Origin of the sequence: Nocardioides sp. 1609 (assembly GCF_004522105.1) — a bacterium.
Taxonomy (GTDB): Bacteria; Actinomycetota; Actinomycetes; order Propionibacteriales; family Nocardioidaceae; genus Nocardioides.
On the sequence record NZ_SPUJ01000003.1, the window covers coordinates 450,556 to 466,943 of the forward strand.

Annotated in this window: 16 protein-coding genes and 1 tRNA gene; 9 read left to right on the forward strand and 8 right to left on the reverse strand. The window is 72.7% G+C overall.

Going from position 1 to position 16,388, the window contains the following annotated elements:
* Positions 1 to 116: 116 nt before the first annotated feature.
* Genes E4623_RS08370 through E4623_RS08380 form a run of 3 tightly spaced genes read right to left on the reverse strand, consistent with a single transcriptional unit; the run spans position 117 to position 2,201 of the window.
* Positions 117 to 860, reverse strand: coding sequence for an SCO1664 family protein (locus E4623_RS08370; protein WP_245154972.1), 744 nt, complete (start codon positions 858 to 860; stop codon positions 117 to 119).
* A 17-nt stretch (positions 861 to 877) separates the two neighbouring features.
* The gene (locus E4623_RS08375) at positions 878 to 1,459 is read right to left on the reverse strand and encodes a DUF3090 domain-containing protein (RefSeq protein ID WP_134766048.1); all 582 of its coding nucleotides are present in this window, start codon (positions 1,457 to 1,459) and stop codon (positions 878 to 880) included.
* Positions 1,460 to 1,469: 10 nt separating this feature from the next.
* Positions 1,470 to 2,201, reverse strand: coding sequence for a histidine phosphatase family protein (locus tag E4623_RS08380; protein WP_134766049.1), 732 nt, complete (start codon positions 2,199 to 2,201; stop codon positions 1,470 to 1,472).
* A gap of 32 nt (positions 2,202 to 2,233) precedes the next feature.
* Between E4623_RS08380 and corA the strand changes: the two genes are divergently transcribed.
* Positions 2,234 to 3,217 (forward strand): magnesium/cobalt transporter CorA, encoded by a 984-nt coding sequence (gene corA / locus E4623_RS08385; RefSeq protein WP_134766050.1) that lies wholly within the window; start codon positions 2,234 to 2,236, stop codon positions 3,215 to 3,217.
* Positions 3,218 to 3,234: 17 nt separating this feature from the next.
* On the opposite strand, the gene E4623_RS08390 is transcribed toward corA, so the two are convergent.
* Positions 3,235 to 4,059 carry an undecaprenyl-diphosphate phosphatase gene (locus E4623_RS08390; protein WP_134766051.1) on the reverse strand — a complete coding sequence of 275 codons (825 nt, stop codon included), beginning with the start codon at positions 4,057 to 4,059 and terminating at the stop codon, positions 3,235 to 3,237.
* Between the two features lie 72 nt (positions 4,060 to 4,131).
* Here E4623_RS08390 and E4623_RS08395 point away from each other — a divergent pair, with 72 nt between their 5' ends.
* Together E4623_RS08395 and E4623_RS08400 are read left to right on the forward strand one after the other, a co-directional pair.
* Positions 4,132 to 5,088 (forward strand): aldo/keto reductase, encoded by a 957-nt coding sequence (locus E4623_RS08395; RefSeq protein WP_134766052.1) that lies wholly within the window; start codon positions 4,132 to 4,134, stop codon positions 5,086 to 5,088.
* On the forward strand, positions 5,085 to 5,303 hold the full coding sequence (locus tag E4623_RS08400) for a DUF5703 family protein (protein WP_134766053.1): 219 nt from the start codon (positions 5,085 to 5,087) through the stop codon (positions 5,301 to 5,303). The genes E4623_RS08395 and E4623_RS08400 overlap by 4 nt, the downstream gene beginning before the upstream one ends.
* A gap of 66 nt (positions 5,304 to 5,369) precedes the next feature.
* Here the strand turns inward: E4623_RS08400 and E4623_RS08405 are convergent, their stop codons facing one another.
* Positions 5,370 to 6,719, reverse strand: a complete 1,350-nt coding sequence (locus E4623_RS08405; protein WP_134766054.1) for a M20/M25/M40 family metallo-hydrolase — start codon at positions 6,717 to 6,719, stop codon at positions 5,370 to 5,372.
* Between the two features lie 89 nt (positions 6,720 to 6,808).
* On the opposite strand from E4623_RS08405, the gene E4623_RS08410 reads away from it, so the two are divergent.
* The 4 genes from E4623_RS08410 (at position 6,809) to katG (ending at position 12,139) form a co-directional block, all read left to right on the forward strand.
* Positions 6,809 to 6,894, forward strand: a tRNA-Leu gene (locus tag E4623_RS08410).
* Between the two features lie 118 nt (positions 6,895 to 7,012).
* The gene (locus tag E4623_RS08415; protein ID WP_134766055.1) at positions 7,013 to 9,361 is read left to right on the forward strand and encodes a PQQ-binding-like beta-propeller repeat protein; all 2,349 of its coding nucleotides are present in this window, start codon (positions 7,013 to 7,015) and stop codon (positions 9,359 to 9,361) included.
* A 66-nt stretch (positions 9,362 to 9,427) separates the two neighbouring features.
* Complete coding sequence (locus tag E4623_RS08420; RefSeq protein ID WP_134766056.1) at positions 9,428 to 9,871, forward strand: Fur family transcriptional regulator; 444 nt, start codon at positions 9,428 to 9,430, stop codon at positions 9,869 to 9,871.
* 24 nt (positions 9,872 to 9,895) lie between these two features.
* Positions 9,896 to 12,139 (forward strand): catalase/peroxidase HPI, encoded by a 2,244-nt coding sequence (gene katG, locus E4623_RS08425; protein ID WP_209020573.1) that lies wholly within the window; start codon positions 9,896 to 9,898, stop codon positions 12,137 to 12,139.
* Between the two features lie 129 nt (positions 12,140 to 12,268).
* Here the strand turns inward: katG and E4623_RS22560 are convergent, their stop codons facing one another.
* The gene (locus E4623_RS22560) at positions 12,269 to 12,970 is read right to left on the reverse strand and encodes a hypothetical protein (RefSeq protein ID WP_167736534.1); all 702 of its coding nucleotides are present in this window, start codon (positions 12,968 to 12,970) and stop codon (positions 12,269 to 12,271) included.
* Positions 12,971 to 13,095: 125 nt separating this feature from the next.
* Between E4623_RS22560 and E4623_RS22565 the strand changes: the two genes are divergently transcribed.
* Positions 13,096 to 13,239: a hypothetical protein gene (locus E4623_RS22565; RefSeq protein WP_167736535.1), complete on the forward strand. Its 144-nt coding sequence runs from the start codon at positions 13,096 to 13,098 to the stop codon at positions 13,237 to 13,239.
* A 1-nt stretch (position 13,240) separates the two neighbouring features.
* Here the strand turns inward: E4623_RS22565 and E4623_RS08430 are convergent, their stop codons facing one another.
* Positions 13,241 to 14,629, reverse strand: a complete 1,389-nt coding sequence (locus E4623_RS08430; protein ID WP_167736536.1) for a tetratricopeptide repeat protein — start codon at positions 14,627 to 14,629, stop codon at positions 13,241 to 13,243.
* A gap of 146 nt (positions 14,630 to 14,775) precedes the next feature.
* Positions 14,776 to 15,750, reverse strand: a complete 975-nt coding sequence (locus E4623_RS08435) for an NAD(P)H-binding protein (RefSeq protein WP_134766058.1) — start codon at positions 15,748 to 15,750, stop codon at positions 14,776 to 14,778.
* A gap of 27 nt (positions 15,751 to 15,777) precedes the next feature.
* On the opposite strand from E4623_RS08435, the gene E4623_RS08440 reads away from it, so the two are divergent.
* On the forward strand, positions 15,778 to 16,380 hold the full coding sequence (locus E4623_RS08440) for a LysR family substrate-binding domain-containing protein (RefSeq protein WP_134766059.1): 603 nt from the start codon (positions 15,778 to 15,780) through the stop codon (positions 16,378 to 16,380).
* The last annotated feature ends 8 nt before the right edge of the window (positions 16,381 to 16,388 follow it).

Sequence of the window (16,388 nt, forward strand, 5' to 3'; positions counted from 1 at the left end):
TGGTGGGTCGTGGCGACCCCGCGCCGGCCCCGGCCGCGGCACGCCGGCCGGTGGTGCCGCGCTCCGCCCCGCCTCGCGCGGCGGCGCGTCCGACGGTTCCCCGCCGTGCGGTGCCCTCAGAAGGGTGGCCACGGGATCGCGGGGTACTCGCCCCGGGGCACCGGCATCACGCCGCGGTCGAGCAGCCGACGGCAGCGGCGGACCAGGGTGTCGATCTCCAGGTCGGTCAGGTGGTCGGCCAGGACGTCGCCCAGCTCGGCACCGACGGCCGCGACCACCCGCGCGACGCCGTCGACGTGCTCGTCGTCCAGGGGACGGCCGTGCCAGCCCCACAGCACGGTGCGCAGCTTGGGCTCGTGGTGGAAGGTCAGCCCGTGGTCGACGCCGTAGCGGTGCCCGGAGGTCATCTCGAGCACGTGGCCGCCCTTGCGGTCGGCGTTGTTGGTGATGACGTCGAGCACGGCCATCCGGCGCAGCGCCGCACCGTCCTCGTGCACCAGCGTGACCTCGCGGTCGTGCTCGTCGAGCCCGTCGAAGACCGCCAGGAACCCCTCCGGCACCGCCGCGCCGCGCACGAGCGTCACCGCGTCCTGCTCGGGATCCGGCTCCTGCCACTCCTGGAGCATCCCGGTGCCGTGCGGCCCCTCGCCGAGCCAGGTGCGCGGGATCACGTCCCAGCCGGTCGCCTGCGAGACGGCGTACGCCGCCACCTCGCGGTCGGCGAGGGTGCCGTCGGGGAAGTCCCACAGGGGCCGCTCCCCCGCGATCGGCTTGTAGACGACCTTGGTGCCGTCGAGGTCACCCAGGAACGTCGCGTTCGACGCGGGCATGATCCGCCCACGCAGCTCCAGCTCGGCCACCTCGTGCCCGCCGGACCTCAGGGTGCCTGCGGGTCGCGACGCCGGAACCCGTTGGCGCGCACGCACAGGTGGCCCTCGGGGTCGATCGGCTCGCCGCAGAACGGGCAGGTCGGCCGGCCCGCCTCGAGGACCTGCTCGGCGCGCTGCACGAACGAGCGCGCGGCGGCCGGCGTGATCCGCACGAGGAAGACCTCCTCGGGCTCGGGCTCCTCGACCTCCTCGTCGGCCTCGTCGGGCGTGATTGCCGCGACCTCGCTGAAGGGGAAGACCTCGATGACCACGCGCTCGTCGTTCGGGTCCCACGACAGCGTCATCGTGCCGGCGCGGAACTCCTCCTCGATGGGTTGCTCGAGCGGCGCGGAGTCCTCGAGCCCGAGGGGGGCGACGGCGGGGACGACCTGGGACGTCGACGTCGTCATCACCTCGTCGAGCAGCTCGTCGACGCGCTCGGCGAGCGCGGCCACCTGCTGCTTCTCCAGGGAGACCGACGTGACGCGGACACCGGTGCGGGCCTGCAGGAAGAAGGTGCGGGCGCCGGGCTCACCGACGGTCCCGGTGACGAAGCGCTCCGGCGGGTCGAAGCGATGGACGATCGGCATGCTGACCAGCCTAGGAGACGGTGCCTGGCGGCGTGCCGGGGCCCGCGCCGCCGCCCACCGGGGCGTCGGCGCTCGCGCGGCGGCGGCGTCCCTTCCTGGCCGGCGGCGGGTTGAGCCAGGCCAGGTCGCCGGCGTGGGTGTTGGTGGCCAGCACGTAGGGCCGCGACGCGGTGTAGCGGATGATGGAGAGCGACGCCGGGTCGACGTTGATCCGCTGGAAGAGGTCGAGGTGCATGCCGAGGGCGTCGGCGAGCACCGACTTGATGATGTCGCCGTGGCTGACCGCGACCCAGACGGCGCCCGCACCGTGCTCGGCCTCGATCGCGGCGTCGTGACGACGGATCGCGGCGACCGACCGGGCCTGCATCGTCGCCATCGACTCCCCTCCCGGGAAGACCGCCGCCGAGGGCTGGCTCTGCACGGTCCGCCACAGCGGCTCCTTGGCGAGGTCCTTGAGCTGGCGGCCCTGCCACTCGCCGTAGTCGCACTCCGAGATCCCCTTGTCGGTGAGGACCTTCAGCTCGTCGTCGCGACCGGCGAGGAGCGCCTTGGCCGTCTGCCGGCAACGCTCGAGCGGGCTGCTCAGGACCCCGGCCAGCCGGACCGGTGCGATCCGCTCCCCCGCCCGGGTGGCCTGCTCGGCGCCGACGTCGTCGAGGCGGACGCCGGCGAGCCGGCCGGCGAGCATGCCCGACGCGTTGGCCGTCGTCCGGCCGTGTCGGACGAGGATCACGGTTGCCATGCTCTGGACTCTAGAAGGTCTACCGTGAGCGCGTGATCGTCGACAGCGCCGTCTACCGGCACGGCGTCCGGCTCCCCGTCGACTGTGCGTCGCACGACTACCCGGCCCTGCGTGCCGCGGCGGCGTCCGAGGACGGCTTCGTGTGGCTCGGCCTCTACCAGCCCAGCGAGATCGAGCTCGGCGAGGTCGCGGAGGCGTTCGGGCTGCACCGCCTCGCCGTCGAGGACGCCGTCAAGGCCCACCAGCGGCCCAAGCTCGAGCAGTACGGCGACGACCTGTTCCTCGTGCTCAAGACGCTCTGGTACGTCGACGAGGACGACGCCGTGGAGACCGGTGAGATCAACATGTTCGTGGGCCACGACTTCGTGATCACCGTCCGGCACGGGAAGGGATCGCAACTGCAGACCGCGCGCCGGTTCCTCGAGCACACCGAGCGCGTCCTCACCAAGGGTCCGGTCTCGGTCGTCTACGCCGTGTGCGACACCGTCGTCGACGCGTACCTCGACGTCGTCGAGGACCTCCAGGAGGACGTCGACGAGGTCGAGGAGTCGGTCTTCTCCGACGAGCGCACCAAGGACTCGGCGCGCATCTACACGCTCAAGCGCGAGATCGCGGAGGTCCGGCGGGCGGTGATGCCGCTGCGCGAGCCGATGCGCCGGTTCGCCTCCGGCACGGTGCCGGGCGCGGAGAACGAGGAGGCCGCGCCGTTCTTCCGCGACGTCGTCGACCACCTGACCCAGGCCGCCGAGGCCGTCGACACCCTCGACCAGCTCCTCTCGACCGCCTTCGACGCCCACGTCGCCGCGATCTCGGTGCAGCAGAACGACGACATGCGCCGCATCTCGGCCGGGGCCGCGCTGGTCGTGGTGCCGACGCTCATCGCCGGCGTCTACGGGATGAACTTCGAGCACATGCCCGAGCTGAGGTGGACCTTCGGCTACCCGTTCGCCCTGCTGCTGATGGGCGGCGTCGCCGCGATGCTGTTCTGGTTCTTCAAGCGCTCCGGCTGGCTGTAGGACCCCGGAGGACCGGCTCAGGCCACGAGGACGCCGGTGGCCAGCAGCGCCAGGGTCGCGATGCCGAGCGCGACGCGGTAGAGCACGAACGGCGTGTAGGACCGGGTCGAGACGTAGCGCAGCAGCCACGCGATGGCGGCGTACCCGACGACGAAGGACACGACCGTGCCGACCAGGGTGGGACCCCAGCCGTAGGGGTTGTCGCCGCCGGGGATCTCCTTGAGCTCGAACAGCCCCGCGCCGACGACGGCCGGGATGGCGAGCAGGAACGCGTAGCGGGTGGCGGCCTCGCGGTCGTAGCCGAGGGCCCGGCCCATCGACAGCGTGGCGCCCGAGCGGGACACCCCGGGCACCAGCGCCATCGCCTGCGCCGCACCCATCAGGACGGCGTCGCGCAGCGTCATCTGCTTGATCGCCTTCTCGGTGCGCCCGAACCGGTCCGCGAGGCCGAGCACGACGCCCATCACGATCAGGGTCGTGGCGATGATCCACAGGTTGCGGAAGTCGCGCTCGATGAGGTCCTTGAGGAGGATCCCGAGGACGACGATCGGCAGCGACCCGATGATGATGAACCAGCCCATCCGGGCGTCGATGTGCCCGCGCAGCTCGGGCTTGAGGAGCGAGCGCACCCACATCGAGGCGATCCGCCAGATGTCCTCGCGGAAGTAGATCAGCACGGCCAGCTCGGTGCCGATCTGGATGACAGCGGTGAACGCCGCGCCCGGGTCGCCCCACCCGAACACCTCCGGGTAGATGCGCAGGTGGGCGCTGCTGGAGATCGGCAGGAACTCCGTCAGACCTTGGATGACCCCGAGCACGACGGCCTGCAGCAGCTCCAACACCCGCACAACGGTAGTGGTCGTGCCCGCGAGCCACCGCGCCGAGCCCTGGCGTGTTCGTCTAGGTTTTCAGTCATGCAGCAGCGCTCCCTGGGCTCCACCGGTCTGCGGGTCTCCCGCCTGGGGCTCGGCACGATGACGTGGGGTCGTGACACCGACGAGCACGAGGCCCGCGACCAGCTCATCGCCTTCGCCGAGGCCGGCGGCACGCTCGTCGACACCGCCGCGGGCTACACCGACGGCGACTCCGAGCGCCTGGTCGGCTCGTTCATCGGCGACGTCGTCGCCCGCGACGAGATCGTCCTCGCGACCAAGGCGGGCATCTCCCGACGCTCCGGCGAACGGCGTACCGACACCTCGCGCGGCCACCTGCTCACCACGCTCGACGCCTCGCTGGCCCGGTTGGGGGTCGACCACGTCGACCTGTGGCAGGTGCACGTCTGGAGCGACGAGACACCGCTGGAGGAGACCCTCACCGCGCTCGACCTCGCCCAGTCCTCCGGCCGGGCGTCCTACGTCGGCGTCTCGAACTACAGCGGGTGGCAGACCGCCCAGTCCGCCACCTGGCAGCGCGCCGTCCCCGGCCGCGCCACGCTGGCCTCGACCCAGGTCGAGTACTCCCTGCTCAACCGCGGGGTCGAGCGCGAGGTGCTGCCCGCCTGCGCCGCGCTCGGTCTCGGGGTGCTGCCGTGGTCGCCGCTGGGTCGCGGCGTGCTGACCGGCAAGTACCGCACCGGCACGCCGTCCGACTCCCGCGGCGCCTCCCCGACCTTCGCCGGCTTCGTCGGCGCCTACCTCGACGACGAGAGCGCCCGGATCGTCGAGGCCGTCGTCCGGGCCGCCGAGGGGCTCGGCTGGACGCCGCTCGAGGTCGCCCTCGTCTGGGTCCGCGACCGGCCGGGCATCACCGCCCCGATCGTCGGGGCCCGCACCGCACAGCAGGTCCGCGGTGCGCTCGGCACCGACGACAAGGTCCTGCCCGACGAGATCGTCGCTGCCCTCGACGACGTCTCGAGGGGAGCGGTGGCATGACGAGGTCCGACCGCCGGGCGCCGCGGCCGGGGGTGGTGTGGGAGTTCGACAAGGTCTCCTACTCCCGCGAGTTCTCGCGCAACGTCGTCACCAAGCTCCTCGTCGAGCGCGCCGAGCACGGTGGCTGGGAGCTCGACCGCGTACGCATCGGTGCCGACGGCACCCGTCGCGTGGTCCTGCGACGCAAGATCATCCGCGCCGTCCGCACCGCCTGAGCTCCCCGTCCGCCGCCACCTCAGCGGTCGGGTGGACGGTCTCGGGACCCCGGGCCGGGCGGGGACTCAGACGTCGCCGAGGAACCGGTCGAAGACCCGGGCTCCGAACTCGAGGGCGTCGACCGGCACCCGCTCGTCGACGCCGTGGAAGAGCGCGGTGAAGTCGAGGTCGGCGGGCAGCCGGAGCGGCGCGAAGCCGTAGGAGCGCAGGCCGAGGTTGCGGAAGTGCTTGGCGTCGGTGCCGCCGCTCATCGTGTACGGCGCGACGATGCCCTCGGGGTCCTCGGCGAGGATCGAGCGGGTCATGGCGCCGACCAGGTCGCCGTCGTACGGCGTCTCCCAAGGCTGCTGGTGGGAGAGGAAGTCCCACTCGACGCCGTCGCCGCAGAGCTCGCGCAGGGTCTGGAAGAACTCGTCCTCGTAGCCCGGCAGGAACCGGCCGTCGAGGTGGGCGGTCGCCTCGGTCGGGATGACGTTGACCTTGTAGCCGGCCGCGAGCTGCGTCGGGTTGACGGTGTTGCGGATCACCGCGCCGAGCATCCGGGCGGCGCCGCCGAACTCCTCGATCAGCGCCGGCGCGGTCTCCGGGGTCGCCTCGGCGCCGGCGAGGTCGGCGACGGTCGCCAGCAGCACCTCCATGGTCGGGGTGAGCCGCACCGGCCACTCGTGGGCCCCGATCCGCGCCACCGCACCGGCCAGCCGGGTCACGGCGTTCTCGTCGTTGATCATCGAGCCGTGCCCGGCCCGGCCGCGGGCGGTGAGCCGCATCCAGGCCATCCCCTTCTCGGCCGCCTCGATGAGGTACAGCCGACGTCCGCGCACGGTCGTGCTGAAGCCGCCGACCTCGCCGACCGCCTCCGTGCACCCCTCGAGCTCCTCGCGGTGCTGCTCGACGAGCACCTGGGCGCCGTGGTGGCCGCCGGCCTCCTCGTCGGCGGTGAAGCAGAGGACGACGGGCCGGTCCGGCACGTCGCCGGCCCGCTGGCGCGCGCGCACGACGGAGAGCAGCATCGCGTCGAAGTCCTTCATGTCGACCGCGCCGCGACCCCAGACGTAGCCGTCCTGGACCTCACCGCTGAACGGGTCGACCTGCCAGTCCTCGGCGGCCGCCGGGACGACGTCCAGGTGGCCGTGCAGCAGGAGCCCGTCGGTGCGGGTGGAGTCCGCGCCGCCCCAGTGTGCGACGACCGACGTGCGGCCCGGCGTGGCCTCGAGGAGCCGGGACTCGATGCCGACCTCGTCGAGCAGCGCGGCGACGTACTCGGCGGCCTTGCGCTCCCCCGGACCGCCGGTGCCGTCGGGCTCGCCGTAGTTGCTGGTATCGATCCGGATCAGCTCACGGCACAGCTCGACCACCTCGCCCGCGGGGTCGTGGGCGGGGTCACCGGCGGGCGTCGTGCGGGGCTCCGAGTCCATGCGCCCATCCTGGCACCGACGCGAAGCAACCGCCGCGTCCCCCGATGCGGAACCCCACGAGCCCCTTTGCTACTGTTCCGATCGCACTCGTCCGGGTGGCGGAATTGGCAGACGCGCTAGCTTGAGGTGCTAGTGCCCGTATTAGGGCGTGGGGGTTCAAGTCCCCCCTCGGACACAGAACCACCGGAACGGCGGCCCACGGGTCGCCGTTCTCGTGCTTTTCCCACCCCTCGCCCGACCTCGGCCGCCGCGGCTCGGGTGTGGCCCGCTGCCGCCGGGGGTAGGACCGGCGCATGCCCCGGCCCCGCCTCCTGAGCGTCGCTCTCGCGCTCGTCCTCGTCGCTGCGACCGCCTGCTCGGGCGACGGCGAGGACGCCGAGAGGGAACCGGCCGGCACGGACGCTCCCCAGGTCGCGCCGCTCGATCCGGCCTGGTCGATCTCCTCGATCGGTCAGCACGACGTCACGGCCGTGGTGGCGACCGGGGACGGCCTCGCGGCGGCCCTCGACGACGAGGTGGTCGGCATCGACCCCGCCACCGGCGACCGGGCCTGGGCGGTGCCGGTCCAGGGCGTCTGCGCCGCCCGTCCGGCACCCGACGGGTCGATCGTCGTCACCTACACCGGGCGCGGACCGAACGCCCCGTGCCGGTCGGTGGGCGTCGTCGACCCGGCCACCGGCGCCTGGCGCTGGCACCGCCGGATGCCGAAGCCGATGGACGACATCCCGGAGCGGGCCGAAGAGGCACTCCAGGCCGGCGACTCGACGGTCACGGTGATCACCGCGTGCTGCTACAGCGTCGCCCTGCGGTTCGACCTCCGCACCGGCCGCGAGCTGCGCACGGTCGACCCGGACCTGACCGGGTGGGGGGCCTCGGTCGTCTCCGACGGCCAGCTGATCGCGACGTCGTCCGCGCTCGACCGGCACTCCCGCGTGCGCCTGACCATGCGCGACGCCGACAGCGGCAGGGAGCTCTGGTCGCGCACCGTGGTCGAGCTCGTGGAGGAGAACGTCGCCGGCGCCATCGTCAGCGCCGACCCGCTCGTCCTCTCGACCTCCGAGCGCGGGCACCAGCTGATGTGGCGCCTCGACGAGCGGACCGGCGAGCCGCTGACCCCGATCGGACCGCAGTCCATCGACCACTCGCTGTCCGGCACGAGGTCCCTCGGCGTGCACGACGGGGCCGTCGTGGTCGCCCGCGGGTTCCAGTCGCCGCTGGCCACCGGCTCCGGCGGGCTCGCCGCCTACGACCTGGACACCGGTGCCGAACGCTGGTCGGGCTTCCCTGCCGGCGGTGGCTTCGTCGGGTTCGACCCCGAGGACCGGCCGGTGGTGCTGAGCACGGCCGGTCCCTTCGGCACCGGGGTGGTGGTCACCCGCCACTCGATGGCCGACGTGGACGACGTCGACGTGCTCGGGTCCGTCGAGGCGTCGGCGTTCGCCTACGCGACGCTCGCCAGCGACACCCTCGTCGTCGCCGGCAGCGAGGGGCTCCTCGCCTACCGGCTCCCGGAGGCCGGGCAGGACGTCGACCTCGAGCTGCCCTCGGCGACCTGGGACCAGCTCGACACCGGTGCGCAGGTCGACGAGACCCGGTGGGAGGACGACGACGTCCGCCCCGGCGCCATCGACACCTGCCACCCGTCGGTGCAGACCCTCGCGGACTTCGGGCTGCACCGCCTCGACCTCCCCGCCCAGGCCGGGTGCCGGTGGTACGAGCGGCAGGAGCCGCTGGGCGTCACCCGCGACCTGGAGGTCGGCTACGAGGTCTTCCAACCGACCGCCGATCCGGGCGCGAGCGCGGTCGAGGCGGCCGAGGCGAGCATCCGGTCGGCACGGCGGGAGCGACCCTACGGCTCCGGGCCGGTCGACCCGCCCCGCTACCGCGAGGTGCAGGGGCTGGGCGACGAGGCGTACGCGTCCGTGCTCACCGGCCCGGGCGCCTACGGCGAGGTCCACCTGGTGGTGCGCGTGCGCAACGTCGTCGTCCAGGTCTCGGTGCAGGGCGTGGCCGACGCGACCGACGTGCGGGGCGGCACCGTGCCCGGCTACGTGCTCGAGGACACCGCCGTCGCCGCCGCGGCCGACGTGCTCGCGCAGGCCGACCTCGACCTCGCCACCCTGCCCGCGCCGGGCGCCGGGGCCGTGACCCGGGCGCGCCCGGTGTGCCGAGCGCTCGCGGCCGCCGCCACGGCCTTCGTCGGCCCGAGCCGTGGCCTCGACCAGCGCGCGGCCGTCGACCCCGAGCGGCGCACGGCCGGTTGCTACTGGGGCGTGGGTGACGGAGCGATCGTCATCGACGACGGCGAGTCCCAGTACTCGAAGTACGTCAAGGTCGGCGTGCACGCGGTTCGCGGCAGCGCGCTGCTGCGACGCACCGGCGCGCAGCTCGCCCGGGCCACGTTCACCGACCTGCTGGCGCGCCGCTCGGTCTACTACGAGAAGCCGCGACCGGTGGCGGGCCTCGGCGACCAGGCCCTCCTCTTCCCGGCCGCCTCCTGGTCGGAGGACGCGACGGTGGTGGCCCGGGTCGGGAACGTCGTGCTCGAGGTGGCGGTCAACGACCAGGCCGACGAGGACCTCGACACCAGGGACGACGCCGCGATCGCCCTCGCGCGCGAGGCCGTGGCGGCGTACCGCTGAGGTCACGGTCCCGGCCACGTCGTCCGTTTTCTTGATTGATTCAAGAAAATGCGTGAGACTCGACCCATGGCCACCCCACCGGACGTCGAGAACATGCTGCGTGCCACCGCGCTCCGCGTCACGAAGCCGCGGGTGGCCGTGCTGGCGGCCGTGCACGAGCACCCGCACGCCGACACCGACACGGTGATCGGCGTCGTCCGGGCCCAGCTCGGCGAGGTCTCGCACCAAGCCGTGTACGACGTCCTGCGTGCCCTGACGACGGCGGGCCTGGTGCGTCGCATCCAGCCGTCCGGGTCGGTGAGCCGCTACGAGGCCCGCGTCGGTGACAACCACCACCACGTGGTGTGCCGCGCGTGCGGCGCGATCGCCGACGTCGACTGCGCGGTCGGGCACGCCCCGTGCCTCGACCCGGCCGACGACCACGGCTTCGCGGTCGACGAGGCCGAGGTCATCTACTGGGGCACGTGCGCGTCCTGCCGTGCCCCGGTCACCACTGTCCCGAGTACCTGAACCGACCAGCACCACCACGAGGAGATGCCTGTGTCCCAGCACGATCACGAGACCGTCGAAGCTGACATGAACACCGAGGCCGCCGGCGGCTGCCCGGTGCACGCCGGACGGATGGGTCATCCCACCGAGAGCGCGAGCAACACCGACTGGTGGCCCAACCAGCTCAACCTCAAGATCCTGCGCAAGCACCCCGGCGTCGCCAACCCGATGGGCGACGACTTCGACTACCGGAGCGCGTTCGAGAGCCTCGACCTCGACGAGCTGGCCCGCGACGTCGACGCCCTGATGACCGACTCGCAGGACTGGTGGCCCGCCGACTTCGGCCACTACGGCGGCCTGATGGTCCGCATGGCCTGGCACAGCGCCGGCACCTACCGGGTCAGCGACGGGCGCGGCGGTGCCGGAGCCGGCATGCAGCGCTTCGCGCCGCTCAACAGCTGGCCCGACAACGGCAACCTCGACAAGGCCCGTCGCCTGCTGTGGCCGGTGAAGAAGAAGTACGGCTCGCGTCTCTCCTGGGCCGACCTGATGGTCTTCGCGGGCAACCGCGCCCTGGAGACCATGGGGTTCACGACCTTCGGCTTCGCCGGCGGTCGCGCCGACGTGTGGGAGCCCGACGAGGACGTCTACTGGGGCCCCGAGCGTACCTGGCTCGGCGACGAGCGCTACACGGGTGACCGCGAGCTCGAGCGTCCTCTCGGCGCGGTCCAGATGGGCCTGATCTACGTCAACCCCGAGGGCCCGAACGCCAACCCGGACCCGCTCGCCTCGGCCCGCGACATCCGCGAGACGTTCGGCCGGATGGCGATGAACGACGAGGAGACCGTCGCGCTGATCGCCGGTGGTCACACCTTCGGCAAGACCCACGGTGCCGCCGATCCCGAGCAGCACGTGGGTCCCGAGCCGGAGGGCGCCTCGATCCTCGAGCAGGGCCTCGGCTGGAAGCAGGGCTTCGGCTCCGGCAAGGGCCGCGACACCATCACCAGCGGCCTCGAGGTCACCTGGACCTCGACGCCCGTGCAGTGGGGCAACGGCTTCTTCGACAACCTCTTCGGCCACGAGTGGGAGCTCACCAAGAGCCCCGCCGGTGCGTGGCAGTGGCAGGCGGTCGGTGACGACGCCGCCGACACCATCCCCGACCCGGAGACCGGCGAGCTCAACCGCCGCCCCACGATGCTCACCACCGACCTCGCGCTGCGCGAGGACCCGGTCTACGCGGAGATCTCGCGCCGCTTCCACCAGAACCCCGACGAGTTCGCCGACGCGTTCGCCCGCGCCTGGTACAAGCTCACCCACCGCGACATGGGCCCGAAGCAGCGCTACCTCGGTCCCTGGGTGCCCCAGGAGGAGCTGCTCTGGCAGGACCCCGTGCCGGCCCTCGACCACCCGGTCGTCGACGCCGACGCGATCGCCGCGCTCAAGGCGACGATCCTGGCCACCGACCTGACGGTCCCCCAGCTGGTCAAGGCCGCCTGGGCCGCGGCGTCGTCCCACCGCGTCAGCGACAGGCGCGGCGGCGCCAACGGCGGTCGCATCCGCCTCGAGCCGCAGCGTGGCTGGCCGGTCAACGACCCCGACGAGCTCGCCCAGGTGCTGCGCGTCCTCGAGGGCGTCCAGGCCGACTTCAACGCTGCTGCGACCGGCGGCGTGCAGGTCTCGCTGGCCGACCTCGTGGTCCTGGGCGGCGCGGCAGCCGTCGAGCAGGCCGCCAAGGACGGCGGCCACGACGTCCAGGTGCCGTTCACGCCGGGCCGCACCGACGCGACGCAGGAGCAGACGGACGTCGAGTCCTTCAGCCACCTGGAGCCCACCAGCGACGGCTTCCGCAACGTCCTCGGCAAGGAGGGTCGCCTGCCCGGCGAGTACCGTCTCGTCGACCGCGCCAACCTGCTCGGCCTCTCGGCGCCCGAGATGACCGTGCTCGTCGGCGGCCTGCGGGTGCTCGGTGCCAACACCGGTGACAACGCCAAGGGCGTGCTCACCGACCGGGTCGGCGCCCTGAGCAACGACTTCTTCCTCAACCTCCTGTCCACCGACGTCGACTGGACGGGCATCGACGGGGACGACGACGGCTTCAGCGCCGTCGACCGCGCCAGCGGTGAGCAGCGGTGGACCGGCAGCCGGGTGGACCTGGTGTTCGGGTCCAACTCCGAGCTCCGCGCGCTCGCCGAGGTCTACGCCAGCGACGACGCCGCCGAGAAGTTCACGCACGACTTCGTCGCCGCCTGGGTCAAGGTCATGGACCTCGACCGCTACGACCTGGTCTGATCCCAGCCCTGCGGGCGTCCAGCGAGACGAGCCCGGGTCGGTCCTGTCGAGGACCGGCCCGGGCTCCCGTGCGTGGTGGGCGGGTGCGGGGCACGCCCGGTGCCGGGTGCGCCGAGGCAGGTCACTGCGTCAGGGCAGCCAGACCGGGTCCTCCGCGATCGCTGTCCGGCCCGCCTCGTCGAGGCCGGCAGGGTCCCGGTCGCCGGACAGCCGCACCGTGACGAGGACGTCGTCGAGCCGGTAGGCGCGCGTCCACGACGCACCGGAGATCGTGCACGGCGCAGCGCACGGGGGTGCCGGCGGCGTCGTACCGACCTCGACCCGGACCGTGCTGGTGCCGGTGCCGTCGTCGACCTCGACGCGGCCGACCCGCACGACCACCGGGGCGCCGCCGGCGCCCGCGGTGGCGTCGACGCGGGTGCCGCCCGAGACCGGCGAGACGCGCGCCTGCTCCCTGACGCGGGCGGGCAGGACGGCGGCGAGGGTCTGGCTCATCCGGTCCGGGGAGACCGCGGGAGCGGCGGACGCCGGCGGTGGCTGGTCGAGCCGGACCCCCGGGACCGGCACGGGCACGTCCCCGTCGCGCCACCAGGTGACACCGGTAGCGGAGGCCCAGACGGTGGCGCCGATGAGCAGCACGGTGCCGGTCTCACGCAGGCGTTGCTGGCGCGCCTGGACCCGGGTCCGACGCACGACCGGAATCTCGTAGCGCCCGCTCTTGTCGAGCCGGACGGCATCGGTGATGCTCGTCGTCTCCGACGTCGCTCGCGAGGCGCGGCCGGCCGCGTGGAGGGAGATCTCACGCGGGCGTGACGGGGATGTGCGTGCCATCGCCAAACCCCCCTCGAAAATTTGTTCACCAAGACGCAGACGTTTGCCACATTCTTTGACAAAATGTAACCAGCATCCAGGCGCGACCGTACCGGTCGCGCCCCTTTTACCTAGGAGACAACCCCATGTCGAAGTTCCGCGCCCTCGTCGTCACCGCCCTGCTCGCCGGCTCGCTCACGGTCGGCTCGGTGGCCGCCACGACCGCCGACGCCAAGGCGCCCGGCAAGAACGGCCCGGTGCAGCGCGAGGGCTCCAGCTGGTGCTGCTGACCTATCCCGTTCCGACCGCCGTCCTCGACGACACGGTCGCCGGCTGGGTGAGACCCGTCGACGCTCCGGCCCGTCGGAACGCATCGAGTGCGTCGTCCATCGCTCCGTGCTGCTGGAGCAGGGTGCCGAGCTCGAACCACATCTGAGCGGACTCACGTCCGGCTCCCACACCATCGAGAATCACGATCGCGTGGCGGAAGAACTCGACCGCCTGCTCGACGTGCCCTCGATGGATCGCGATCTGACCGAGCACGAGTCGTGCCTCCGAGGCCAGCATCAGGCTGGTGTCACGCGTCTTCTCGAAGCAGTCCTCGGCCAGGCGCTCCGCCTCCTCGGCATCTCCGATGAGCAGTCGCGCCTTGGCGAGCCCGAGCTGGACGCGACCGCGGTCGACGACGCTGGCGTCGGTGAAGGCCATCTCGTCGCTCGACTGGGTCAGGTTCAGGAACGCACCGTCGACCTCGGGCGGGTCCATCTTGAGCTGGAGCAACCCCAGCTGGAGCCGGAGCCGCGCCATGTTGCGGGCGTCGTGACTCTGGTCGAGCAGCGCGACCGCCTTCTGGGCGAGGGGTAGCGCAGCCGAGATGTTGCCCTGGCGCTGGTGGACGATGCTGCTGTTCCAGTACGCCGAGGCACGCGCGGTCGGCGACTCGAGCAGCTCGGCGCTCTCGACGGCGCGCTCGCACAGCCGCAGTGCGTAGTTGATGTCGCCCCGCTCGAAGTGCGCCGCAGCGACGGTGACCGCCAGCTGGATGCCCTCGGCACTGCCCCGGAGCTCGGTCGAGTCGACGAGCTGCTCGGCACGCTCGCCGACCTCGCAGGCCCGGGCGAGGTCGCCCTCCTCGCGGTAGCAGCGGCTCAGGGCGATCAGGGCCTGGATGAGGGGCAGTCCGTCGGTGACGGCGCCGACGACGTCCTCGAGGGCGAGGATCGCATCGGCGAGCCGGCCGCTCGCCTCCAGCGCGAGGGCACGCTGGTAGCGCGCCCGGACCGCGACCTCGTCGGGGACGTCGTCCTCGGCGAGCAGGCGGTCGACGCGACTCAGCGCCGATCCCGACTGCCCGGTGCGCAGGTCGAGCTCGACGTAGTCGACCTCGAGGCTCAGGCGGGCCAGCAGCTCGGCAGCGGCGGCATCCTCGTCGGGGGCCAGCAGCTCGTCGGGGTCGCAGCCCAGCCGATCGGCCAGCAGGACCAGGAGCTCGGCGCTCGCACGCCGCTGGCCACCCTCGATGCGGGAGATGTAGGCCGTCGACATGTGGTCGCCGGCGGCCTCACCCTGCGTGAGCCCGGCGCGCTGCCGGGCGTACTTGATGCGCGACCCCACGAGGGCCGCGTCGATGTTCTTCGCCCGCACCCGGAGGTCGGGCGTGACGCGCTCAGACGGATGCACGGGCCCATTGTGCCCGAATGTGCCAACAAATATGCGGGAAGTTGCCTGAATGTGGGGATTTCGTGGATTTGCAACAGCGAGCAAGCGACCGTCAGGCAACGTGTACCCGGCTCAGGCGCATCCAGAACCTGTTCGGCGAGATTGGTTCACACGCTCGTGCGTGTCGAGCCGGCCCAGTCCGGGTCGCTGTCGGCGCCACCCTGCAGGTCCCCGCCGGGCGAGGTCGCGTCCGTCCTGCCGGCGAGGGCACGAAGGACCGCCTCGTCGAGCGACAGGTAGGACACGCCGGGAGACAGGTCGCGGCGGGCGTCGTCGTCGCGCACCAGCATGTCGTGCGACAGGCTGTGCACGAGGGCGCGCACGGTCGAGCGCGGGATGCCGGTGATCGCCGCGACGGCCTCCCCCACCAGCGACACCGGCGCGAGCAGCACCGGCACCTGCGGTCGCTCGAGACCCGCGAGGCTCGCGAACCGCGCGAGCAGGTCGGCGTAGGCGAGCACCTCGTCGCCGCCCACGTCGTAGGAGCGGTTGCGCGGGGAGCCGTCGAGCGCCGCGACCAGCAGGCGGACGACGTCCTCCGCGGCGATCGGCTGGATCCGGCCCGACATCCACGTCGGCAGCGCCGTCAGCGGGAGCCGCTCGGTGGTGCGACGCATCACCTCGAACGACATCGAGCCGGCGCCGAGGACCATCGAGGCGCGCAGCACCGTCGCCGGCACCTCGCCGTCAAGGAGGATCTGCTCGACCTCGTGCCGGGACCGGAGGTGGTCGGAGAGGTCGCCGTCGGGGAACAGCCCGGACAGGTAGACGATCCGCTCGACCCCGGCGCGGGCGCACGAGTCGACGACGTACTCGGCGGCCTCGCGGTCGCGGCGCACGAACTCCCCCGCGCCCATCGAGTGCACCAGGTAGACGAGGGCGTCGACCCCGCGCACGGCGAGGTGCACCGAGACGGTGTCCTCGACGTCGAGGTGACGGCGCTCGACGTCGTCGGACCAGGCGAAGCGGTCGATGGCGTCGAGGTCGCGCGCGCCGACCACCACGTCGTGGCCGGCGGCGACCAGGACGGGCACCAGCCGGGAGCCGATGTAGCCGGTGGCACCGGCGACGAGGACGCGCATTGCTCGAACGTACGGGAGACTGCGGCGGTGACCACCACCCCCACGGCCCGCCCAGCGCCGTTCCGTGTCGGCTTCGTCACCGGCGCCACGCCCGACAAGTGGGGGCGCACCTGGCGTGAGCGGCGGCGCGAGCCGCTCGAGCTGGTGCCGGTGACCGAGGAGGAGCAGGAGACGCGGCTGCGCGACCGGTCCCTCGACATGGTCCTGGCGCGCCTGCCCGTCGACCGCGACGGCGTCCACTGCGTGCCGCTGTACGACGAGGTGGCGGTCGTCGTCGCCGGCGTCGACCACTTCGTCGCGGGTGCCGACGAGGTCGAGCTGGCGGACCTGGCCGGCGAGCAGCTGGTGCTGCCGCACCCCTCGGGCTGGACACCGGACGCCGACCAGCTCGCCTGGCCGGCCATGTCGCAGCGCGACGCGGTCGAGACGGTGGCGGCCGGCACCGGCGTGGCGATCGTCCCGATGTCGGTGGCGAGGCTCTTCAACCGCAAGGACGTCGTGACCCGTCCGGTCGTCGACGTCGCGCCGACGACGATCGGTCTCACCTGGCTCGTCGAGCACGACGACGAGCGCTGCCAGGCGTTCGTCGGCGTCGTGCGGGGGCGCTCGGCCCGCTCCAGCCGGGGCTGACCGCGGTC